Raw genomic sequence first — 22,284 nt, 5'->3', positions numbered from 1 at the left:
AGAGGTTCCTCAGCTCCGGCTCCGGAAAACCAAACAATGGCGAAGACAACGAAAGCAACCCACGAATCCAGCGGGACGGCAACGATCCACGATCAAAAGCTCGACCGTGGTGAAGGAGGTGAACTTCACCAATTCGCATCAGGCAAGACCCCTGCGCTCACGACCGCGCAAGGTGGCCCTGTTTCCGACGATCAAAACTCCCTGAAGACTGGTCCGCGCGGCCCGACGCTGATAGAGGATTTTCACTTTCGGGAGAAGATCTTCCACTTCGACCACGAACGGATTCCCGAACGAGTGGTGCATGCGCGTGGCTATGCGGCGCACGGCTACTTCGAGACATTCAAGCCGCTAACAAAGTACACCAAGGCTGATCTATTCCAGCGCGCCGGCGAAATGACGCCTGCGTTCGTCCGGTTTTCGACCGTTGCTGGAAGTAAGGGTTCTGTCGACCTAGCCCGGGACGTCCGGGGCTTCGCCGTGAAGCTCTACACACAGGAAGGTAATTGGGACATCGTCGGCAACAACATGCCGGTTTTCTTCATCCAGGATGCCATCAAGTTCCCCGACCTAATTCATGCGGTCAAGGAAGAACCCGACTGCGCGTTTCCGCAAGCGCAATCGGCGCACGATAACTTTTGGGATTTTATCAGTCTCACCCCCGAGAGCATGCACATGATCATGTGGGTGATGTCCGACCGGGCCATCCCGCGCTCGTTTCGCTTCATGGAAGGTTTTGGCGTCCACACCTTCCGACTGTTGAATGCGAAGAACGAGTCCACCTTCGTCAAATTCCATTGGAAGCCCAAATTGGGCATGCAGTCGGTGGTCTGGAACGAAGCCGTCAAAATCAACGGCGCCGATCCAGACTTCCACCGGCGAGATCTCTGGACGGCAATCAAAAGCGGCAACTTCCCGGAATGGGAGCTTCAACTGCAAATGTTCGATCAAGCGTTCGCAGATTCCTTCGAGTTCGATGTGCTTGATCCGACTAAGCTCATACCAGAGGAAATGTTGCCTCCCGTCCCGGTTGGTCGGTTGGTGCTCGACCGCATGCCCGACAATTTCTTCATGGAGACCGAACAGGTCGCCTTCATGACCCAAAACATTCCGCCGGGAATCGACTTCTCCAACGATCCGCTGCTACAGGGACGCAATTTCTCGTACCTCGACACCCAGCTCAAGCGTCTGGGAAGCGCGAACTTCACGCACATTCCGATCAATGCGCCCAAATGCCCGTTCGCTCACTTCCAACAGGATGGGCACATGGCCATGCGCAATCCGGTCGGGCGCGCCAACTACCAGCCGAATTCCTTCGGCGAAGGCCCGCGAGAGTCACCTCAGCACGGCTTCACGTCATTCGCCGACGTAGAGCATGGCCCCAAACGTCGATTGCGCGCCGAGAGTTTCGCGGACCATTATAGCCAGGCCCGCCAGTTCTTCATCAGCCAGACCGTGGGCGAGCAGACCCATATCGCCGCGGCTTTGGCGTTCGAACTCAGCAAGGTCAAAACACCCGCAATCCGAGAGCGAATGGTCTCGCATCTCCTGAACATCGACGAGACGCTTGCCAAGAAAGTCGCCAGCAAGCTCGGATTGCAGAAGATACCGAAGCCAGCGGACGCAGCCGTACCGACCCGGCACGATCTTGATCCCTCCCCGGCGCTGAGCATCGTCGAAAATGGACCCGAGTGCTTCGAGGGCCGAAACCTGGGTATCCTCGTTTCCGGCGGAACGGATGCCAGCCTGCTTCGGGCATTAAAGGCTGCTCTCGACAAGGCCGGAGCGACGTACGAGATCATCGCGCCAGTGGTCACTGGTGTCGAGGCGAGCGACGGCAGCTGGATTAACGCCGATCAAATGATCGATGGCGGACCATCGGTGCTATACGACGCGGTTGCCCTGCTGCCGGCTGAGGCGGCCATGGAGGATCTGCTGCAGGAGTCTTCTGCACGAGATTTTGTCGCCGACGCCTTTGCTCATTGCAAGTTCATCGGCTACGCCCGCTCTGCGCTGCCGTTGTTCGGGAAAGCAGGTATCGCCGCTGATGATTTCGATGAAGGTTGCATCGCCTTAAAAAACGCTAAGGACGTCAAATCGTTTGTCGACGGTCTTGCCAAGCTCCGCGTCTGGGGACGCGAACCCAACGTCAAGATGCCCTAGAAAAGGAGTCCGCGATGCGCGGCCTGAACAAGCGTCGACAGCGAGCCTACGAGCTTTGGGAGGAGAGCGGCAAGACAAGCTATTCGGAAATCGTCCTCTGGCTGCAAGCGGAAACGTGAAGTCGGAACGGAAGCAGCACTTGAACCGCCGCAGGACAGACTGGAATGGATCGCGGGCCCGACGGCAAACACGCTGCAATCAAATCAATACGCTTTTGTCTCTTGCGCGCTGAGCAGGCGAGATGTGAGCCGGCTTAATCGATGCGCTCCGCAAACTGCGTGGAGACCGGTGACAGGAGGTTCGCAGAGGAACCATTGACATAGCTGCCCATTGTCGTGGCACGCTAACTCATCTCATTGCAACGTCAGATGAGCATCATGACTGATAACGCAGGCGCCACGCCTCTCCCTTCTCACTACAAGGTAACCCCATGGCCAAAAAGCCAATGCTGCTGAGCGACCTTTTTCACGAAACGCTGAAGGACATCTATTTCGCCGAGAACAAGATCGTCAAAACGCTCCCGAAGATGGCGAAGGCGGCACAGTCGAAGGACCTGCAGAAGGCCTTCACCAAGCATCTGCGAGAAACAGAGGGCCAGATCAAACGGCTCAATCGGATCTTCAAGATCATTGGCAAGCCGGCACGCGGAAAGACCTGCGCCGCCATCAACGGCATCACCGAAGAAGGTGCCGAGATCATGAAAGACTTCAAGGGAATGCCCGCACTCGACGCCGGTTTGCTGGCGGCGGCCCAGGCCGTCGAGCATTACGAGATGTCGCGTTATGGTACGTTGCGGACCTGGGCAGAAGAGCTCGGGATGCCGGATGCTGCCAAGCTTCTGCAGGCGACGCTAGACGAGGAGCAAGCCACGGATTCGGCCCTCACCAAGCTCGCTAAGACCCTGGTTAATGTCGAGGCCGAACACGACCTTGCAGCATAGCACGGCCAGGGTTTACCAATCGGGTTCGTTGCGATTGCCGGGCTTTCGACCGAAGTCCGGCGCTCCCATTGAGTGAGGCTTAGCCTGCCTGGCAGACCAACAGGCAAGTTGTGAGGCCGAACTTGCCGCCGTGGATCGGTGCGCGCGCAGCTCTTCTTGCGTCCGTGTCCCGCAAGCCTAGGGCGGTCGCCGCTCGGGCGCACTCAGCCGACTAGTCCATATCCCACCACTGCCGATGGGGCATTCACCCGCCATCCCTACAGCCCACGCGGCGCGTCGGAGCAATACCCAATCTGCGCAAATATGGCGTATGGTCCGTCTCGTGAGCCCGGCGCCCGTTCAATCGAGATTCCATATGGCCCTTGTAAAGACGTCTAAAATAGTAGGTTCGGCAACAAAGGCCCGGCGCCCGGCCGAAGGTCAGCGCGCCGCGGTGGCCGCGCAGCCCCCGGCACCCCGGAGGACCAGGGCCGGGAAAGCCTTAGGCAAGGACAAGGTGTCCGAGAGGGTGGCCGCCGCCACGGAAGAACTATCCAGCGGCCTTTCGGAAGCCTCGGCGGCCGCGGAAGAACTTCGGCGCTCCATGGAGCAGATTGCGGCGGGTGCTGACGAGGCAGCGGGCGCTTCCCAGGAGCAGTTGGCGGCAATCAGGCAGGTTACAGCCAACCTGACAACGGCCCGCGGAGAAGCCGACAATTCCCGGCGCAGGACGGAAACCGCCCAGGTTCTGCTCGCCGAAACCGCTGCGCAGATCGGCGCGTCCATTCAATCCATCGAGCGAAATTCCGAACGGCAGGTCTCCTCGAGCGCGATTATCCGCGAACTTGAACGTCGGGCGAAGGATGTGAGCGAAATCACCGGCGCGGTGAGCCGAATTTCAGATCAAACGAACCTGCTTGCTCTCAACGCTGCCATCGAAGCCGCACGTGCCGGCGATCACGGGCGCGGTTTTGCCGTCGTCGCCGAAGAGGTCAGAGCCCTCGCCGAGGTTTCGGACAAGAGCGCCATTGAAGTGCAGGGACTGGCGGAGGACATCCAGTCGAACGTTCGCGAGACGGCCGGAACGGTCAAAGCGGCGGCGGATATGGCCGTCGAGCATGCCAAGACGGGGCAGTCTGTCGTCGAAATTTTGGGCAGGCTGCGGGCCGGGATGATTGAGCTCGCCGACGGCAGCGAGGAGACCCTCACGGCAGCCATCGAAGCCGAACGGGCCATCCAGGAGGCACAAAAAGGTGCCGAACTCGTTGCTGGAGCGGCCGAGGAGCAGGCCTCCGCTGCAAACGAGGCCCAGTCGGCCATCCGTCAACAGGCTCAATCGCTGGATCAGGGTCAGGCGGCCGCCCAATCCCTGGCGTCCATCTCGGAAAGTCTTCGCGCCGGGAGCGCCGGCACTTCTGCGGCCGAGCAGATCGCCAGCATGGCGGAGCAGCTTTCGGCGACGATTCAGGAGCTTTCCAGCGCAGCTAGTCAGATCTCGACCGCGGTCGAACAAATAAATCGCGGATCGCAACAGCAGGCTGCGGCAGCCCAGCAGACTTCGGCTGCGCTGGCCCAAATCGAGAAGAGCGCGCGCGTCGCGCAGGAGAAGGGGCGACTGGCTACCGACCGTATCGCGACCATGGTCAAGTCGCTCGCGGATGGCCGCAAGGCTGTCGAAGGCCTGATCGAAGGTGTAGCCAAGGCCCTCGACAAGACCCGTGCGAGCCTCGAAACAATCATCTCCCTCGAAGCGATCGGCCGCAAGATCGAGAAGATCGTCGATGCGATCGCCTTGGTCAATATCCAGACCAACATGCTTGCTGTGAGTGGATCCGTGGAAGCAGCGCGCGCCGGCGAAGCTGGTCGTGGCTTTGCCCTTGTGTCGAACGATATCCGCTCCCTCGCCCGCGAGGCGTCGGAAAGCGTCGAACGCATCAAGGATACAGTACGCGGCATTCTTGATCATATCGCGCTGCTTCGGCGCGATCTCGAACAGATCATCGCCGCCGGAGAAGTCGAAGTTCAGAACAATAGGTCGGTCATCAAGGCGCTCGAAGATGCCACCGGCGAGTTCGCAGCATTGGGAAATGCCAACAAGCTCATCCAGCAAGGCGCCAGCGCAATCTTGACCGCGGCGGGAGAGACCGCGGCCGCAGCCCGACAGATCGCGTCCGCCGCGGAGGAAGCAAGCACAGCCTCGCGGCAGGCCGCGACGGCATCCGCCGAGCAGGCTCAGGGTGCGGACGACCTTGCCGCCGCGATCGAAGAAATTGCATCCTTGTCTGAGGCAATGACGAAGCAGAATGGCTGACATCGTCGAAACCAGAGAGTTGACCGACGAACGTTTTCTTACGTTCAAGAGCGAGGGTCGTTTCTACGCCCTACCCGCCGCGCTGGTGTCGGAAGTGACCCGGATGCTGCCTCTCGCGCGGATCCCGCAGGCACCCCGGAGCCTCATGGGTCTCGCCAACCATCGCGGCGCGGTGCTCCCCGTGGCGAGCGTCCGGGCGCTTCTGGGACGGGAGGAAACCACCTCGACACAGACCACCCGCCTGATCGTCCTTGCTGGCGCATCGCCCGTCGCGTTGGCGGTGGACGAGATCGCGAAGCTGGTTCAAGTTATGCCTGGACAGGTCAAGACGGCGGAGGCCGAGGTGGCGTCCGAAGCCGGCGAACATCTGACGGGGGTTTTCGACAGCGGCGCTCACGTCACCAAGATTTTGGACGTCGCCGAATTGCTGCGCCGCGGCTTCGCCCAGAGCGCACCAAAACGGCAATCGCAGGCGACGGCGGTTCTAGCGGCAACCGTGCGCAATGCCGCGGTCGAGACCATCCGGCAGCGTCTGGTCACGTTCGAGGTCGCCGGCCAGGAGTATGCGCTTCCGCTCGAAGCGGTGCGGGAGATCGTCACTGCGCCCGAGACCTTTACATCCGTTCCCGGGAGCGACGAGGCGGTGCGAGGCGTCATGCCCTACCGGGACGGGTTGTTACCATTGCTATCGTTGCGGCGGCTTCTAGGGCTGCCATCGGCTGTCCTTTCGCGAGAGAAGGTGCTGATCGTCGCCATCGGCGACGTTGTGGTCGGATTTGTCGCCGATCGCAGCCACGCAGTTCTTTCGGTCGATCCGAGCCGGGTCGAACCGGCGCCTCCCGTTCTCGCTGCCCGGGCCGGCGGGGAAGCGGAAATCAAGGAAATCTATCGTGCAGCGCAAGGCAGACTCGTTTCGATTCTGGCGCCGGAGCGCTTATTTCGCGAGGACGTCATGCAAAAGCTTATGCAGGGCGATGCAACCATGAAAGCGAAGGCCGAGGACAGTCACAGCGAGGCGAAGGCCGACGAGTTACAGTTTCTGGTCTTCCGGCTCGACGGCGGTGAGTTCGCGTTACCGATCGAAGCAGTAGAGGAAGTCGCAAGAGTGCCGGATCGCATGACCCGTCTTCCGAAAACGCCAAAGTTCCTTGAAGGCGTTGTCAATCTTCGGGGTGAAGTCCTTCCAGTTGTCGATCAACGACGCCGCTTTGACATGACCGCAACCATTGCGGGAGAGAACCGGCGGCTGATTGTGGTTCGGACCAAGCAACATCGCGCCGGACTGATCGTCGACAGCGTCCAGGAGGTCCTGCGTTGCGCGCCTGAATCGATCAAGCCCTCCCCCGATCTGACCGGGGATGCACTTGGCGTCGTGCAGTCGGTCATCAATCTCGAGGCGTCAGGCCGGATCGTCCTGCTGCTCGACCCTGCCGAGTTATTGACCCGGACCGAACGAGGCCTACTGGATTCCTTCAACAAGGAAGCCCTCAGCAAAGAGAGCCGGCAGACGAAGCCGTGATCAAAGTCCTTGTCGTCGACGATTCCGCGCTCGTCCGGAAATTGATCGGCCAGGCGTTTTCGAGAGAGGCCGATTTCGAGGTCGGCTTCGCCCGAAACGGGCGTGAGGCGCTTGCCGCGATTGCGAGCTTTCGGCCCGACGTGGTGACGCTAGACGTTCACATGCCAGTGATGGACGGCCTCGCCTGCCTCGACAGGATCATGGTCGAAACGCCCTGCCCGGTCGTCATGGTGTCGTCGATGACGGAGGCAGGGGCTGACGCCACGCTCGAGGCGTTGCGGCTCGGCGCGGTCGACTTCGTGGCGAAGCCCACCGGCGCGGTTTCTCTCCGGTTTGACGATGTCGGCCGCATGCTGATCGAGAAAGTCCGGGCTGCCGCGGGGGCCCGCCTGAAATCCAGCTTGAGGCTCCGCGACAGGGTCCGCTTCCGGATCGGCGAAGGCGCCCGCCCCCCCGCGTCGTCACCAGGCAGAAAAGCTAAGCCAATCCGCAAAGGCGAAGGTCTGGTGCTGGTCGGAACGTCGACCGGAGGCCCCCCGGCATTGGAGGCCCTGCTCTCGGGCCTTCCCCCGTCCTTTCCGTGGCCAATCCTGGTTGCCCAACATATGCCGGCCACCTTCACTGGGCCATTGGCGCGCCGCCTGGACGGAATGAGCGCACTTCGCGTTCAGGAAGTGCGCGATCCGATCGCGATCCAGCCCGGGCACGTCTACATCGGCCGCGGCGACGCCGACGTCATCGTCTCAAGGCGGGGCTCGGCCCTTCTCGCCATGGCCGCCCCCGCACAGGCTGACTATCCGTGGCACCCCAGCACGGACCGGTTGGTCCGGAGCGCACTGAACCATATGGCCGCGAGCCAGTTGATCGGAGTACTCATGACGGGCATGGGAAATGACGGGGCAGAGGCAATGGCGCTGATCCATGCGGGCGGCGGCAAGACCATCGCGGAAGCGGAGGAAACGGCCGTCGTCTGGGGCATGCCCGGAGAACTGGTCAAGGCGAAAGGCGCCGACTTCATTATGCCACTCAACAAGATTGCAGCGCAGTTGAAGAAATTGGTGAGCTGATGCCGTTGGTACGGAAGCCGTCATCCCCAACAGAGCCCATACTGGACAACCGGCGAGTTTCCGAAATGCTTCTCGGCGGGTCATTGGAGGACCGATGGACCGCGGCGCGAAACGCTCCGGCGCTTCCAAACGCGCTTCCATTGCTCAGTGAAGCGCTGTCAAAGGAGAGCGCACCCCGAGTCCGCGAGGCTATCCTGACGGCCCTTGCCAGGATCGGCTCGCCGGAAAGCGCCGCGGTTACCCTGCCCTACTTGCGTTCCGACGATGCGGCTCAGCGAACCGCGGTTCTTGATGCGCTCCGCGCCATGCCAGCTGCAGCGGCTACGCATCTTCCTGGCCTATTGAGTGATGCCGACGCGGATGTTCGCTTGCTCGCATGCGAGATTGCACGCGGCCTTTCAACTGAGGACGCAAGCCGGCTGCTCGGAGATATGATCGAGCGTGAGCTCAACTCCAATGTATGCGCGGCGGCTATCGAAGTTTTGGCCGAGACTGGCGATGCAACGAGCCTGCCGGTGTTGGCACGATGTTCCGACCGCTTTCCAGACGACCCGTTTCTGCAATTTGCAATCAATGTCGCGCGCGATCGCATCGGATCACGCTGACAAATGTCTGCTGCACCTCCTCACATAACCGAGGACGAATACCGGAAGCTCGCTGAATTTCTGTATCGGCGGACCGGCATGGTTTTCACGCAGACGAAGCGATATTATGTCGAACGCCGAATTCTGGATCGAATAGACGCAACATCGAGCCAATCATTTGCGGCCTATTTCGCCTATCTCCGCAGCGAGCTTTGCGACGAGGTCGAGCATCTCATCAACGCGTTCACCGTCAACGAGACTTACTTTTATCGTGAAGACCACCAACTTGCGTGCCTCAGCGCGGATCTGTTGAAGGAACGTGTGGCAGCAAAGCGGCTCGGCGACACCATCCGGATCTGGTCGGTCCCCTGCTCGACCGGAGAAGAACCGTATTCAATTGCAATCTGGTTGCTGGAGAACTGGAAGGACGTCGACGCCTACGACATCGAGATCGTGGGATCGGACATCGACACCCGCGCTCTCCAAGCGGCGGGAGAAGGCATCTTCGGCAAACGGGCGCTCATGAGAATGTCGCCCGAACTGATCGGCCGTTACTTTCATGGGCTGGACGCCGAGCGATGGCAAATTCTAGACGACCTACGCCAGTCGGTCCGCTTTTCCCGCGTTAATCTGATTGAGACCAGGGAAACCAAGCCGCAGGGCAGGTTCGATGTGATTTTCTGCCGCAACGTACTGATCTACTTCGACGACGAATCACGCCGCATCGCTGCGGAAAACCTGTACGATAACCTGCTCCCAGGCGGCTTCATCTGTCTGGGGCATACCGAGTCGATGAGTCGAATCTCGCCCCTGTTCGAGGTCTGCCGATACTCAGGCGCGATCGTTTATCGAAGGCCGGAGGAATTGCTCCCGTGAACGGCTCTTCCAAAAAAAGGATTCTCATCATCGACGATGCCGCGCTCGTCAGGACATATTATCGCTCGGCCCTGGAAGTGCGTGGCTTCATCGTGGAGGAAGCTCTCAATGGCCTAGAGGGTCTGGAGAAGGTGTTGTTGCAGCCCTTCGATCTCGCGATCGTTGACGTCAACATGCCGCAAATGGACGGAATCACGTTTCTGCTCGAGTTGCGCTCGAAGGCGCTTCCCGTGTCAGGCGTACCGGTCCTGGTGATCAGCACGGAAGCCGGAATACAGGACATCGCGGCGGCGCGACGCGCCGGCGCGAACTACTATCTCGTAAAGCCAATCAAGCAGGAAGTTCTGGCGGAATATGCAGCCGTGTTCTGCGGAGCTCCGCAATGAACGAGTTTGTAGAGCAGTTTCTCCTAGAATCGAGGGAGCTCATCAACCAAGCGATCGACGATTTGATGGCGCTCGAAGAGAAACCCGGTGACAGAGAAAGTCTGGACGGTGCATTCCGGGCTTTCCATACGCTCAAGGGTGCCGCCGGCATCGTCGAATTCGCTGCCATGGCAAGAACACTGCATGCTGCCGAAGACATTCTGGCGCTCTTACGGTCCTCGACAAGGCCCGTCGCTCCAAACGTCCTCAACGAGTGCCTGGCTTGTCTCGATCTTACGTCGCGATGGCTGGACGCGATGCAGGCGAATGGCGGGACGCCTCCCGCTGCGGAGGCCGACGCGGACGAGATGATCGCCCGGCTCGTCGGGTCGATGGATATCGACGAAAGCGAGATGCCCGCCGCTCCTGCTCCGCCTGGCGGCGATTGGCTGAACAGGTTGCGCAATGCCGCCGGTGACCAGTTCTCCGGGACGCTGACTGCAGTGCGTCTCGCACCGGATCCGGAGGCCTTCTTTCATGGAAGCGATCCGCTCTCGGCCATAGCGGACCTCCCGGAGTTGCTGATCGTCGACTTGGTCCTGACAAATCCGGCGATTTCGCTCGAAGCGATGAACACGTTCAGCTGCAACCTCGAAATTCTGGCGCTGACAAAAGCCCCCATCGTGGAAATCCGGAAGGCTCTTCATGGCTTCGGCGACAGGGCAGAAATCTGCCCATTGATTCCATCCGGAATTCCTGCACGAGATGCCGATCATCTCGCGCGTGCGACCGCAGTCCTCGAAGCCCAAGTCGGGCTATTGCGTGAGGACGCGTCTGGGGGCCTTTTGGGCCGCCTTTCATCTGCGGGCCGCACGTCCGCCAACACCTTGCGGTACCTTGGCAGGAGTGCGCTCGCTGGTGAGATCGAGGCCGCATTGGCTATCGCGCTTGCGCAAGAAAAATCCGGCCCGTTGATTGCTGCGATCGAGCGCACGCTTGAAACCGCAACTAAGTCAAAGCAATCGACCAATATTCCTACCGTTCAGATCGTCCCTCCACGTGCGTTACGGGTGGATATGGACCGGATCGACGCGCTCGTGAAACTCACTGGCGAGTTGCTTGTCGTGAAAAACACGATCGGGCACGTGGCAAAACAACTTCAAAATCATGAAGGTCCGGAAGCAATCGCCTCGGCCCTGCACGATCAACATGCACGGTTCGACCGATTGACGGCCGAACTTCAACGTGCGGTTCTTCGCATCCGCGTGCTTCCGCTGCGAACCGTCTTTCGTCGGTTTCCGAGGTTGGTGCGAGAGATTGCGGGCGACGTCGGCAAGGCCGCCAGGCTGATCACTGAAGGCGAAGGCACGGAGGCCGACGCCACCATTGTCGACGCCCTGTTCGAGCCGTTGCTGCATGTGCTGCGCAACGCGCTCGATCACGGAATCGAGACGTCGGAAGAGCGCACATCTGCCGGCAAGCCGGCGATGGGCACGGTCATCCTGCGCGGACGCCAGGACGCCGAGAACATCCTCATCGAGATCGAGGACGACGGGGCCGGCATCGACGTGGACCGGATCCGCACGTTCGCCGCCGCGAGGGGAATTGCTTCGGAGGAAGCGCTGTCAGCCATGACGGATGCGGAGGCGGTCGACCTGATCTTCGCGGCGGGCTTTTCCACTGCGGCAACAGTGACCGACCTGTCCGGCCGCGGGGTCGGAATGGATTCGGTCAGAGCGGCCGTGGGACGCCTGGGCGGCACGGCCGCGGTCCGCAGCCGGCTCGGCATCGGGACCACGGTTAGCTTGGTTCTGCCTTTCAGCCTGATGATGACCCGGGTGATGACCGTGGAAGCCGCGGGTCAGGCTTTTGGGCTTCCACTCGACAGCGTCGTGGAGACAACAATTGTCAGTCGCAGCGCAATCGTCCCGATTGGATCGGGCCAAGCGTTTGTGCTCAGGGAACGGGCCATCCCCCTGATCAACCTCGCGGAAGCGCTCGGCCTTACACGTGATGAAGCCGATCTGCAGACGGCAAAGATCGTGGTTGTGTCCACAAGTGGACAGATCGGTGGATTGGAGGTCGACCGGCTCGGCGAACGGCTGGACGTCATGCTCAAGCCGATGGAAGGGCTTCTGGGCGGTATGAGGTCGGTCTCCGGAACCACCTTGCTGGGAGACGGACGCGTGTTGGTCGTATTGGATCTGCAGGAGCTGTTCGCGTGACTATCGCATTGCATGATAACGTTATCCGGCTGATCGGCTCATGCCCCGCCGAGGACGGCGAAACGCTGTTGCAGCACTTGCTGACCAATCCGACGGCCCAGATCGACTGGCAGGGCTGCGCAAGCGCCCATACGACGGTGATCCAGGTTCTTCTGGTTTCCGGTCGTGCGGTCCAGGGGCCCGCCGCCGGCCCTTTTCTAGAACGGTTTATCGGCCCTGCATTGGCGCGTTCCAACCGTCAAGTTTGATCTTTCGCCGCTCCGCCAAAGATGCGAAACCATTGAAGAATTCGGTTCCAAGCTAAGGAGCCACAATCGGAGAATTTATGTCTTACACGCTCCTGATCGTTGATGACAGCAAGCTCGCCCGGATGTCCGCCGCCAAGGCCTTGAACAGTTTGCAGCCGGATTGGAGTCGGCTGGAAGCGTCGAATGCTGACGAAGCCCTTTCGCTGGCCAAGAACACTGCGTTCGACGTCGCCCTCCTCGACTTCAACATGCCCGGGCGGGACGGACTCGAGCTTGCGGCCGCATTGTTGGCTCTCCGCCCGTCGATGCCGCTTGCCGTGGTTTCTGCTAACCACCAGGAAGAGATCGTGCGCCGCGTCCGCGAGATTGGCGCCGCATTTCTTGTCAAGCCGCTGAACGAGCAAGCATTGGGCGCTTTCCTGGAAGATGCCGTGCGGCGGCTCAAGCAGGCGCAAGCATGATCGCTACGCAAACGGATCTGCTCAACGAGCTACAGCTCGACGCTCTCACCGAGCTCGTCAACATCGGCGTTAGCCGCGCGGCTTCAAGCCTACGGGAGATGGTCGGTTCGCAGGTCCATCTCTCAGTACCCAACGTTTCGCTCGAAACCCGATCTCGGGCCATAGCCATCCTCGCTGAAAGGGAGGTCTCGAACCTGGTCGCGGTGCATCAGGTCTTCGAAGGCGACTTCACGGGACGAGCACTCCTGATATTTCCCGAGACCAAAAGTCTCGAACTCGTCCGGGCCATCACCGGCGGTGACCTTCCGCTGGAGGACATCATAGAACTGGAGCAGGAGGCTTTGGCTGAAACGGGCAACATCCTTCTCAACAGTTGCCTTGCGACTATTGCCAACATGCTCCACCGGAGCTTGAAGATGTCGTTGCCGGAAGTGCTCCGCGGAAGCGCCGCAACTTTCTTCAACCTCGCGCCACCGCCGGAAGCCGGCGACGTCGTGATGTTTCTCTACATAAACTTCGCGATTCGCGAGCGTGACATCAGTGGTTACATCGCGATGATCATGGATCTTCCCTCTCTCACGGCTTTGACGCTTCTTCTAGACGAATTTATCGAACGAGCGACCGGCAAAACGGCACATTCAATTGACGATCCGGCTTGAAATAGAGGAATTTGTCGCAGCTTTCGATGCCTTGGATTCCGGCGTCGTTGTGCTCGATCGTGACCAGCGCGTCGTCGACTGGAATTACTGGTTCACATCGGCGAGCGGGATTTCCTCGGCCCAGGCCGCTGGCAAGACTCTGACAGAGCTTTTCCCGGGCCGCCCTCTCGGCCGCCTCGCGATGTCCGTCTCGGAGGCGCTCAGCCTGGGCTCCTCTGCGTTTCTGACGTATTTGCTGAACCGCGACCCGCTGCCTCTCCGGACAAGGGCGGGCTTGCCGCTGATCCACAACGTGTCAGTGCGTCCCTTCGGCCAGCGACCCTATTCGTACTGCTTGCTCCAGGTTTCAGATGTCACCGGCTCTGCCCACCGCGACCGGGTGCTCCGCGAGCGTCAAAACGCACGCTACGACGCGGTCGTCGAAAGCGCGTCGGATGCCATTCTCACGTTGGACGCGAATGGCCTCGTTCAGTTCGCCAACTCCTCATCGTTGCGCGAAACAGGTTTTGAGCGGAACGAACTGGTCGGTCGCGCCCTCGGGCATTTGTTCGAAGAGCCGCACCAATGGGACGAACTTTTTGATAAGGTGCTTTCCGAGGGCCGCTCATTGCGCCCGATCGAGATTGTTGCACGGCGCAAGGATGGATCGCGCATCTTCCTCGGCGTATCGGCATCTCGATGGACGAGCGACGGTCGCATGTTCGTAACCGCCATTTTGCGGGACGTTACTGAACGGCATGCTGCGGAAGAGGCTCTTCGCGAGTTGAACACGAGCCTCGAACAGCGCGTTGAAGAACGCACGCAAGAACGCGACCGGATCTGGCGGGTCAGCCGAGATATGCTCGGCGTCGCCTTGTCTGATGGGACCTGGATCAGCGTCAATCCGGCGTGGACAAAAGTGCTCGGATGGCAGATCGACGAGATCAGAGGAAAAACATCGGAATGGCTGGAGCATCCGAACGACAGGCGCAAGATGCGCGATGCTGTTGCCTCACTTGCGTTGCCGGAACAGAACGCAGAATTCGAAAGCAGCTTCCGGACCCGGGATGGTGACTTCCGCGACCTGGCCTGGACAGCAGTGAACGTCGATGGATTGCTCTACTGCGTAGCCCGTGACGTCACAGAGCAACACCGCCAACAGGAAGCCCTGGATAAGGCTGAGGACGCGCTGAGACAAGCGCAGAAAATGGAAGCTGTTGGTCAGCTTACCGGCGGCCTCGCCCATGACTTCAATAATTTGCTGACGGGCATTTCGGGCGCGCTTGAACTTCTCCAAATCCGGATATCCCAAGGCCGTTACAAGGACGTTGAACGCTATATATCGACCGCCCAAGGCGCCGCGAGCCGGGCAGCGGCATTGACCCATCGACTATTGGCTTTTTCGAGACGTCAGACGCTCGACCCGAAGGCAACCGATGTCAACCGGCTCATCGCCGGCATGAAGGACCTCATCAACAATACATTGGGCCCGGAAATCGAGATGACGATGACCACCGGAGCGATGCTCTGGACGACGCTGGTCGATCCGAACCAGTTGGAGAACGCCCTTCTAAACCTCTGCATTAATGCTCGCGACGCAATGCCAGATGGCGGCAAGCTGAAAATCGAAGCGGCCAACCGGACCGTGGATAGCGTAGATGCTTTCTCGTTCGAGATGCGACCTGGCGACTACGTGTGCCTGAGCGTGACCGATACAGGGACCGGCATGAGCGACGAAGTCGTCGAGCGCGCCTTCGATCCGTTCTACACGACCAAACCGCTCGGCCAAGGAACTGGGCTTGGCCTTTCCATGATCTACGGCTTCGCCAAGCAGTCGGGCGGCCAAGTCCGTATTTCCTCAGTTCTCGGCCGTGGCACTACTGTCCACCTTTTCCTGCCGCGACATTCGGAGCGAGAGGAGGCCACCGTAAGCTCAGCCGATTTCTCAACGGCCCCGCGTGCCGGAGCAGGCGAAACTGTACTCATCGTCGACGACGAATCTTCTGTGCGCATGCTCGTTGCTGAAGTTCTCGCCGAGCTTGGATATACGGCGATCGAGGCGGCCGATGGATCCAGCGCTTTGCAGGTTCTGCGGTCAGATACACGCATCGACCTCCTTGTGACCGACGTCGGGCTACCCGGGGGAATGAACGGACGACAGCTCGCGGATTTCGGACGATCTGCGAGACCCGCACTGAAAATCCTCTTCATTACGGGCTATGCGGAAAAGGTAGTGATGGACACAGGCGCATTGGACACGGAGATGGCTATCCTTACCAAACCGTTTGCCATGGACGGGCTGGCGGGCCGCATACGGGAACTGTTGCGTCAATGACCTACCTTGGAAAGAACGCCGATGCGCGAGGCTAACGATCTGCTCCGCTAGAGCTGGAACGAAAAGATGTGCGCCGACGGGAGACCGATCGATCCGTCACCCTCGATCGACCAGGCTATCGACGCCGGCTATCCGTGGCTTGAGATCAAGTGCTAACGTTGCAAGACGCCGAGGGCGGTCAGCCTGGCCCGCGCTGCGCCACGTGCGAACGACCAGGGTTCATGATCTCGCCAACCGCCTGCGCTGCGTGATATGCAGTAAAGTGGCAAGCGGACAGCCGCCGAACCGCTGCAGCTGCGGCAACGCTGTCCAATCCGAGACAAGACATGACCGAGCTGGCGCGCCGGCGTGACAGGGCGGCAGTGCGGAAGAAATGAGACATCTACTGCAACGACGTCCGCGTCGGCTCCATCGGGCAACCCGCGGGCGTGCGCGACCACGCGGACCAATGAAAATGCGGGTTCCGTCCCGAGGAAAATTCGCCGAAATAAGGATCGGCGCGGCCCTAGCCGTGCCCTGGCCAATTCGCCTTAAAAGTCCAAGTCCGTTCCGGACTTTGCCTGCAGTACAGACATCAAGCTTAACGGCCGAATTAAGGTACGATGAGCGCGCGGCCGGTTATGCTTATAGAACCCAATTTGGCCCGACAAAAAGGCAGACATTCCACGATGACCCGACCGGCCTATTCAGTCTTCGTCGTTGAGGACGAGACGATGATCAGGATGATGCTTGTGGAAATGCTGGAGGAGTTAGGTCACACCGTCGCGGCCGAAGCTGGTCACCTCGAGCAGGCGGTTCATCTGGCAAACCGTAGTGAGTTCGACTTCGCCATGCTAGATGTAAATCTCTCCGGCAGATCGAGCTCACCCGTGGCTGAGATCATCCGAGCACGTAAGCTTCCCTTCATCTTCTCAACCGGCTACGGCGCCAGTGGGATTCCACCCGAATTTGCCGATGTACCGGCAATCGAGAAACCCTTCACCATTGAAGTGCTGGGGCGCACTGTTGATGAACTCATGAGAGTCGTGGGTTAAAAAAGGGCCCAAGCGAGGGGGGCAAGCTGAGGCCCAGTTTCCACTTTGGTCGTCCCAGCGCCGCTACCGAATGGCGCCGGACTTACGACTACCGATCAGCGCATTAGCTCGGTCCTATTTCCACCTTCCTCGCCCCAACCAGCGACCCCCGGCACCGGAAATTTTTGCGGCGCCGAAGATCGCTACTCCCAGTGAGCTGATAGGGCAGAGGCCGGGAGCTGCAGAGCAGACTCTTCGCGCTAGCGTTCGTTCCTCGACGCACGACCGCGCGATGGGCGGCATGAATTCGCCGACGCTTAGTGTGAAGCGTCCTGCCGAATTCCTCCAATCGAAACCGGCTTATTCAGAAAGTACCACCGGTTACCAGTTGCGGCTTCCGCATACCGGTCAATCGCCACGATGATGGCTTGGACGTGGTGATAACACCACCCTCGTCGCCTGGTGTCGGACTTCGTTTAGCGCCGCAAGGAACGTTGATACCTCGCGTTCATCATCGAACCATCGCTTCACCGTTTCCGCCCTCCCAGCACTTCTCCAGAACGCCCTCGTGGGGCGGCTAACCCGCTGTGGGTGAGAGCGGGCGATCTGCCGACGATCCAGACAACGACGCCGGCCGCACGTGCCGACGGATGCGGACGGTGACGTCGCAGGACACGGAAATCCGTCGCCGGGTGCGTTTGCGCCGCCAGGCCTCGACCTCAGCCTCCAAATCTGAGGATTCGGCCACCCTCTGACCCTTCCGATCGATCGTTGCGTGCATCTCGTCTCCTCTCAAATTCTCCGCGCGCTTAAAACCAGCTGAGAGGCCGGATGTTCCTTCTGCGGAACATAAGGGGGCTGCTGCGGTTAACCGCCGATGGAGGCCTTTCGCATGAGGCTGAGACGAACGATCGAAGGTCTGAGACCCTATCCTTCCCTGCTCCTGCTGGCGGTGCCGACCGCCACCGTCGAGCCGCTGAAGCTAGCTGCGGTAGCTGTAGCCGGAAAAGGTCACTGGATCGCCGGCACGGCGATGATTGTCGCCTGCTACGCGTTCAGCCTCCTGGTCGTCGAGCAGCTTTTCGTGATCGTGAAGCCAAAGCTTCTGATGATTCCCTGGTTCGCCAAGCTCTGGGAAGGGTTCGTTTTCGTCCGAACGCGCGTATGGCGGATCCTCAAAACTTCGATCGGCCTTCGCAGCGATCGAAGGCCGATCGCGTCTTCCTCTTGGAAGCGCGCAGCCCCGGCCGCCAAGCCAGTCCTTGCCCCCAAGTCCGCGCGGAGATGAATCGCAAGTCCACACTGCCGAAACGCCTGCAGCCAATGCTGACGACGTTGACCGACGCCCCGTTCGACGACCCCGATTGGGTGTTCGAGGACAAGTACGACGGCTTCCGCATGGTTTCGGAGATCCGCCGCAGTAAGGTCGCGCTCTACAGCCGCAACGGCAAGATCATCAGCCATTCATACATCGAGGTCGCGAAGGCGCTCGAAGACGTGAAGAGCGACGCGGTCATCGACGGCGAGCTGGTAGCTATCGGCGAGGACGGCGTTTCGCACTTCCAACTGCTGCAGAACGCATTACGTCACGAAGCAAAGCTCCTGTATTGCGCGTTCGATCTGATGTTTTTGGATGGCGAGGACTTACGCAAGTTGCCGCTGCTCGAACGCAAGACGCGGCTAAAGGCAATCCTTCCGCGCAATAAGCTGATTGCGTTCAGCAACCACCGCAAAGGCAGCGGAAAGAAGTTCTTCGCCGAAGCCGAGCGCAAGCGCCTCGAAGGTATCATAGCCAAGCGCGCTGACAGCCCGTACGCCTCCGGCAGCCGGACTGCCGACTGGCTCAAGGTGAAGATTGGGCAGCGGCAGGAAGTCGTGATCGCAGGCTTCACGGCACCTCGCCGCACCCGGCCGTTCTTTGGCGCTCTTGCGCTCGCGGTGCGGGACGATGACGCCTGGCGGTATATCGGGCACGTCGGTACTGGCTTCAGCCATCAGACCCTCGAAGAGCTCCACGGCAAGCTCACAAGGTTGAAGGTTACGAAGTCGCGCTTCCCCGACAAGGTAAAGGACGAGCACGCCACCACCTGGGTCCGGCCGTCTCTGGTCGCTGAAGTGACGTTCGCGGAATGGACGAAGAACGGCGAGCTTCGCCAGCCCGTCTATCTAGGTCTGCGGTCCGACAAAAGGCGAAGAACGTGGTGCGCGAACGGCCGAAGGCTCGGCCATAGCGCGCCTCCCTCGGAGCGTCGGAACCAAACGATGGATCCGACTTTTCCTATTGGGGGCCTCGGTCCTCGGCTGACGGCAAGGACGAACAATGCTGCGAGAAGGTAAGGACGAGGGGCTAGTTGACCGCACGGCCGATGTCGCCGCCGCCATCGCAGAAGAAGGTCTGCGATACGTGAGCGACGCGACGCCGGGCTACCGGCGAAGACGGAAAGGCACCTCGTTCACCTACCACGACAAAGACGGCAAGCGCATCACCGATGCCACCGTGGTCCGCCGTATCAAATCGATCGGCATCCCTCCGGCGTACGAGTTCGTCTGGATCTGTCCGTCTCCCAACGGGCACATCCAGGCGACGGGCCTCGATGCGCGCGGGCGCAAGCAGTACCGCTATCACCCGAAGTGGCGAGAGCTTCGGGAGCAAAACAAGTACGAACATATCATGCAATTCGCGGCGGCCTTGCCGGCTTTGCGTGCACGCGTCGTTTCGGACATGAAGCTGGACGGTCTCCCCCGCGAGAAGGTGCTTGCGACGATCGTCAGCTTGCTTGAAAAGACGCTCATCCGCGTCGGCAACGCCGAATACGCCGAGAAGAACAAATCGTACGGGCTCACCACGATGCGGCGTAAGCACGTGGCGATCGGCCGAGGCGTGCTGCGCTTCGACTTTACCGGCAAGTCCGGCAAACAATGGAAGCTCCAGGTCGAGGACAGGCGAATCACTGCCATCGTGAAGCGCTGCGCGGAGATTCCAGGGCACGAACTCTTCAAGTATCTCGATGACGATGGAGCATCCCGAACGGTCGATTCCGGCGAGGTCAACGGCTACATCAAGGATATCACGGGACAGGATTTCAGCGCCAAGGACTTTCGTACCTGGGCCGGCACGGTGCTTGCGGCCCTCGCACTCTCGGAGTTCAAGAAGTACGACAGCCAGGCCGAAGCCAAGCGTAACGTCGTCGCGGCCATCGAAAAGGTGGCCAAGCAACTCGGCAATACACCTGCCATCTGCCGCAAGAGCTACGTCCATCCGGAGATCCTGACCGCCTATATGTCCGGCGACCTCATCAAGATGATCGACGCCAAGATCGCGCAGAAGTTCAAGCGACAGTACGCGAAGCTGACCTCGGACGAGATCATGGTTCTCGCCTTCCTCCACAAACGGCTTCGGGCCCTCAAGTCCGAGGCCTAGTCGCGTCCGCCGCGGATCGGCCGCATCGCTTAGCCTTGGCGTACCACCCAGCGTACGGGTGTTTTTGACGGCGTTCCGGTTGTAGTCGTGGTGCCGTCGTCCCAACAGACCGGCCCGCGTTCGCACACGCCTCGTCCTCCCTTCAGTGAGCTCCAGTTTTCGGCGTCGGAGCGGTAGATCCCTTGGATAAAACGGTCCTCGCCAAGAGTCGTAATGCCAGCCCGAGGTGCCGAGCGCGCGCGCCATCACTTCCATCTTGCCTTTGTACGATTGCCGAATTAAGACGCGGCCGTCGATTCGGCTCGCGCCCTGAAGCGAAGGCGCCGCAACGTCACTGGACACGGTTGACGAATTCTACCGGCGTGCCTTTGGAAAGCCGTTCCGCGACCCGCTCGGCGTCCCAGTTCGTGAGACGGACGCAGCCGTGCGACTCCGACTTGGAGACCTTTCCCGGAAACGGCGTACCGTGGATTCCGTAGCCATCCGCGGAAAGATTGATCCACATTGAGCCGACCGGATTGTTCGGGCCCGGCCTGATGGTGAACGGCTTGTGCGAATGGACGCCTTTGAAGTGGTACTCCGGGTTGTATCTGTATGTCGGATTGCGATCGATTTCCGTGACCTTTAATGTGCCGGAAGGAGACGGCTTCTCTTCGCTACCGATTGTCGCGGGGTAGAATCCGATCAGCGAATTCGACTTGTCGAAAAGCTTCACCGTTTGGCGGCTCTTGTCGACTTCCACCTTCGCCGCCTTCTCCGAACTCTTCTCGGCTGCGACATCGATCACGACGATGGCTTCGCCGGCGCGGTCGAAGTGCCGACCCGGGTTCAAGGCAGACAGCAGGTCCTCGCTCATATGAAACTTCTCAGCCAAACCTTCGCGCGGACTAGTATAGGACAGCTTCGGGATGTCCTTCATGTCTTCCATCTTCGCCGGAAACTTCTTGAGGAACGGTCCTGTGACGTCCTCCTCCGCAATTGTGTAGTTCATCGTCACCGGACGACTGTCCGCCGCCGCTTTGCCCAAACGTCGGGACTGATGTCGTCCAAGGGTGACAATTGCTGCGCCTCCTCGTAGGCACGTAGCGCCTTCTTCGCATTTTCTCCAAATCTGCCGTCGATCTCACCGGGTGAGAAGTGCGCTCGGTCAAGCAAGACCTGTAGCCTGCCCCCCGCCGGGGTCGGCTTCTCATTGGAGAGGTTCTTCTTCGATGGTTGGGCGATGTCGATCGCCGCAGCCTTGATTTCCGCACCGAGCGCGGAACTCGTCGCCAGCGCGAGCCAAATGAAAATGCCTCCAAAAGCCGCGCGCCGGCCTGCCGGGCGAAAGCGAAAGCCGGTCACTTTTGATCCGCAGGCGCCTGGACGTTTGCCTTGTTGGAGTCCGCCCTATTCGCTTCGTGATGACCGACGACGCAGCCGGCTACAGCGCCGAGCTTACCGTGTCCTCCGGCCATGTGTCCGGCAACCCCGCCGACGATGGCACCCTTGATGCATCCCTTGGCGTCTGCAGGGGGGCCTAGAGCAAACGAAATCGCGGCTACGATGCAAGAATCCAACAGATCAGGATGCACTCCGTTCCAACACGCAAGGTCGGTCCTATTCGTTCGGGCTGCGCAACTGGAGGAGGACGAACACGGCTTCCGAGTGACTAACGCGAACGGTTACTTCATCTGTAGGAAATGATCACGCCCGAGAGAGTTGTAGAGATGGGGCAACCTTCAGGAGGAAGCTCACGAGAACATGTACCATTGCGTTGCTCGTCGCGGGCATTGCCGCAGCCGGTCCGATGACGGCTGAACGGGTCATCGCCCAGAACCAGCAGAGTGAAGCCGACAAGGGCGTGAAGACGCGTAATTCCGGTGAGTCCGGGTACGTGGGAGACCAGAATAGTCCTGGAGCAGCCGCAACACCTCCGGGACGTCCGGGCACAGCAAGCAATCCGGCCGGAGTCAGCAACGCACCTAGCGCGCAAAATTCCGGCACCGGCATATCCGGCTCGCCGGGAAACAAGAACGGGCCCGCGCCGGGCCGAAGCACGGTAGGGTCGAATCCTCAGAACGAGCACGTACAGCAGCAGGATCCCTCGAACGTAAAAGGCTTGCCCGGCAACAAGAGCGGGCCGCCTGCAAAGCGCTAACG

General features: G+C 60.2%; 19 protein-coding genes and 2 pseudogenes. 19 read left to right on the top strand and 2 right to left on the bottom strand.

Annotation, left to right across the window (positions count from 1 at the left end; translation table 11 throughout):
* The first annotated feature begins 36 nt into the window (after positions 1-36).
* From G6P99_RS07720 to G6P99_RS07635, 18 genes and pseudogenes are all read left to right on the top strand, one after another.
* Positions 37-2,160 (top strand): catalase, encoded by a 2,124-nt coding sequence (locus G6P99_RS07720; protein WP_165127716.1) that lies wholly within the window; start codon positions 37-39, stop codon positions 2,158-2,160.
* A gap of 14 nt (positions 2,161-2,174) precedes the next feature.
* Positions 2,175-2,279 carry a DUF2934 domain-containing protein gene (locus tag G6P99_RS07715; RefSeq protein WP_156928858.1) on the top strand — a complete coding sequence of 35 codons (105 nt, stop codon included), beginning with the start codon at positions 2,175-2,177 and terminating at the stop codon, positions 2,277-2,279.
* A 311-nt stretch (positions 2,280-2,590) separates the two neighbouring features.
* Positions 2,591-3,100, top strand: coding sequence for a ferritin-like domain-containing protein (locus G6P99_RS07710; RefSeq protein ID WP_035977790.1), 510 nt, complete (start codon positions 2,591-2,593; stop codon positions 3,098-3,100).
* Between the two features lie 508 nt (positions 3,101-3,608).
* The gene (locus G6P99_RS07705) at positions 3,609-5,390 is read left to right on the top strand and encodes a methyl-accepting chemotaxis protein (protein WP_245284833.1); all 1,782 of its coding nucleotides are present in this window, start codon (positions 3,609-3,611) and stop codon (positions 5,388-5,390) included.
* Positions 5,383-6,909, top strand: coding sequence for a chemotaxis protein CheW (locus G6P99_RS07700; RefSeq protein ID WP_051346622.1), 1,527 nt, complete (start codon positions 5,383-5,385; stop codon positions 6,907-6,909). The genes G6P99_RS07705 and G6P99_RS07700 overlap by 8 nt, the downstream gene beginning before the upstream one ends.
* The gene (cheB, locus tag G6P99_RS07695) at positions 6,906-7,976 is read left to right on the top strand and encodes a chemotaxis-specific protein-glutamate methyltransferase CheB (protein ID WP_029083818.1); all 1,071 of its coding nucleotides are present in this window, start codon (positions 6,906-6,908) and stop codon (positions 7,974-7,976) included. Before G6P99_RS07700 ends, cheB begins: the two co-directional genes overlap by 4 nt.
* 140 nt (positions 7,977-8,116) lie before the next feature.
* A complete protein-coding gene (locus G6P99_RS07690) occupies positions 8,117-8,581 on the top strand; it encodes a HEAT repeat domain-containing protein (RefSeq protein WP_165127714.1) in 465 nt (154 codons plus the stop codon).
* A gap of 3 nt (positions 8,582-8,584) precedes the next feature.
* Entirely contained in the window at positions 8,585-9,436 is an 852-nt protein-coding gene (locus tag G6P99_RS07685; protein ID WP_198031232.1) for a CheR family methyltransferase, read from the top strand.
* Positions 9,433-9,822: a response regulator gene (locus tag G6P99_RS07680; RefSeq protein ID WP_156928859.1), complete on the top strand. Its 390-nt coding sequence runs from the start codon at positions 9,433-9,435 to the stop codon at positions 9,820-9,822. Before G6P99_RS07685 ends, G6P99_RS07680 begins: the two co-directional genes overlap by 4 nt.
* Positions 9,819-12,026 (top strand): chemotaxis protein CheA, encoded by a 2,208-nt coding sequence (locus tag G6P99_RS07675; RefSeq protein ID WP_165127712.1) that lies wholly within the window; start codon positions 9,819-9,821, stop codon positions 12,024-12,026. Before G6P99_RS07680 ends, G6P99_RS07675 begins: the two co-directional genes overlap by 4 nt.
* Positions 12,023-12,274: a hypothetical protein gene (locus tag G6P99_RS07670; RefSeq protein ID WP_029083823.1), complete on the top strand. Its 252-nt coding sequence runs from the start codon at positions 12,023-12,025 to the stop codon at positions 12,272-12,274. The genes G6P99_RS07675 and G6P99_RS07670 overlap by 4 nt, the downstream gene beginning before the upstream one ends.
* Positions 12,275-12,351: 77 nt before the next feature.
* Positions 12,352-12,735 carry a response regulator transcription factor gene (locus tag G6P99_RS07665; RefSeq protein WP_029083824.1) on the top strand — a complete coding sequence of 128 codons (384 nt, stop codon included), beginning with the start codon at positions 12,352-12,354 and terminating at the stop codon, positions 12,733-12,735.
* Positions 12,735-13,394, top strand: coding sequence for a chemotaxis protein CheC (locus G6P99_RS07660; protein WP_029083825.1), 660 nt, complete (start codon positions 12,735-12,737; stop codon positions 13,392-13,394). The genes G6P99_RS07665 and G6P99_RS07660 overlap by 1 nt, the downstream gene beginning before the upstream one ends.
* Positions 13,378-15,708: a PAS domain S-box protein gene (locus G6P99_RS07655; protein ID WP_051346624.1), complete on the top strand. Its 2,331-nt coding sequence runs from the start codon at positions 13,378-13,380 to the stop codon at positions 15,706-15,708. Before G6P99_RS07660 ends, G6P99_RS07655 begins: the two co-directional genes overlap by 17 nt.
* A gap of 668 nt (positions 15,709-16,376) precedes the next feature.
* On the top strand, positions 16,377-16,742 hold the full coding sequence (locus G6P99_RS07650) for a response regulator (RefSeq protein ID WP_029083826.1): 366 nt from the start codon (positions 16,377-16,379) through the stop codon (positions 16,740-16,742).
* Positions 16,743-17,598: 856 nt separating this feature from the next.
* Positions 17,599-18,009 (top strand): hypothetical protein, encoded by a 411-nt coding sequence (locus G6P99_RS07645; RefSeq protein ID WP_245284834.1) that lies wholly within the window; start codon positions 17,599-17,601, stop codon positions 18,007-18,009.
* A pseudogene (gene ligD, locus G6P99_RS07640) lies at positions 18,006-18,952 on the top strand (non-homologous end-joining DNA ligase). Before G6P99_RS07645 ends, ligD begins: the two are co-directional and overlap by 4 nt.
* Positions 18,953-19,041: 89 nt before the next feature.
* Positions 19,042-20,142: a DNA topoisomerase IB gene (locus G6P99_RS07635; RefSeq protein ID WP_165127710.1), complete on the top strand. Its 1,101-nt coding sequence runs from the start codon at positions 19,042-19,044 to the stop codon at positions 20,140-20,142.
* A gap of 331 nt (positions 20,143-20,473) precedes the next feature.
* Here G6P99_RS07635 and G6P99_RS47460 read toward each other — a convergent pair.
* Together G6P99_RS47460 and G6P99_RS07620 are read right to left on the bottom strand one after the other, a co-directional pair.
* A pseudogene (locus G6P99_RS47460) lies at positions 20,474-21,387 on the bottom strand (L,D-transpeptidase family protein).
* Between the two features lie 95 nt (positions 21,388-21,482).
* Positions 21,483-21,716 (bottom strand): hypothetical protein, encoded by a 234-nt coding sequence (locus G6P99_RS07620; RefSeq protein ID WP_414645555.1) that lies wholly within the window; start codon positions 21,714-21,716, stop codon positions 21,483-21,485.
* Positions 21,717-22,018: 302 nt separating this feature from the next.
* Between G6P99_RS07620 and G6P99_RS07615 the strand changes: the two genes are divergently transcribed.
* A complete protein-coding gene (locus tag G6P99_RS07615) occupies positions 22,019-22,282 on the top strand; it encodes a hypothetical protein (RefSeq protein ID WP_414645585.1) in 264 nt (87 codons plus the stop codon).
* Positions 22,283-22,284 lie beyond the last annotated feature (2 nt).

The sequence above is a fragment of the Bradyrhizobium sp. 6(2017) genome, assembly GCF_011058295.2.
GTDB classification, from domain to species: Bacteria; Pseudomonadota; Alphaproteobacteria; order Rhizobiales; family Xanthobacteraceae; genus Bradyrhizobium; species Bradyrhizobium septentrionale.
The sequence above is the reverse complement of the archived record's forward strand: the minus strand, read 5'-3'. Positions and strand labels throughout refer to the sequence as shown.

What these genes read in the sequence shown, in the direction of transcription:
- G6P99_RS07720 (WP_165127716.1), top strand. Translation starts at nt 37, where the DNA reads ATGGCGAAGACAACGAAAGCAACCCACGAATCCAGCGGGACGGCAACG.
- G6P99_RS07715 (WP_156928858.1), top strand. Translation starts at nt 2,175, where the DNA reads ATGCGCGGCCTGAACAAGCGTCGACAGCGAGCCTACGAGCTTTGGGAG.
- G6P99_RS07710 (WP_035977790.1), top strand. Translation starts at nt 2,591, where the DNA reads ATGGCCAAAAAGCCAATGCTGCTGAGCGACCTTTTTCACGAAACGCTG.
- G6P99_RS07700 (WP_051346622.1), top strand. Translation starts at nt 5,383, where the DNA reads ATGGCTGACATCGTCGAAACCAGAGAGTTGACCGACGAACGTTTTCTT.
- G6P99_RS07685 (WP_198031232.1), top strand. Translation starts at nt 8,585, where the DNA reads ATGTCTGCTGCACCTCCTCACATAACCGAGGACGAATACCGGAAGCTC.
- G6P99_RS07675 (WP_165127712.1), top strand. Translation starts at nt 9,819, where the DNA reads ATGAACGAGTTTGTAGAGCAGTTTCTCCTAGAATCGAGGGAGCTCATC.
- G6P99_RS07665 (WP_029083824.1), top strand. Translation starts at nt 12,352, where the DNA reads ATGTCTTACACGCTCCTGATCGTTGATGACAGCAAGCTCGCCCGGATG.
- G6P99_RS07650 (WP_029083826.1), top strand. Translation starts at nt 16,377, where the DNA reads ATGACCCGACCGGCCTATTCAGTCTTCGTCGTTGAGGACGAGACGATG.
- G6P99_RS07645 (WP_245284834.1), top strand. Translation starts at nt 17,599, where the DNA reads ATGGAGGCCTTTCGCATGAGGCTGAGACGAACGATCGAAGGTCTGAGA.
- G6P99_RS07635 (WP_165127710.1), top strand. Translation starts at nt 19,042, where the DNA reads ATGCTGCGAGAAGGTAAGGACGAGGGGCTAGTTGACCGCACGGCCGAT.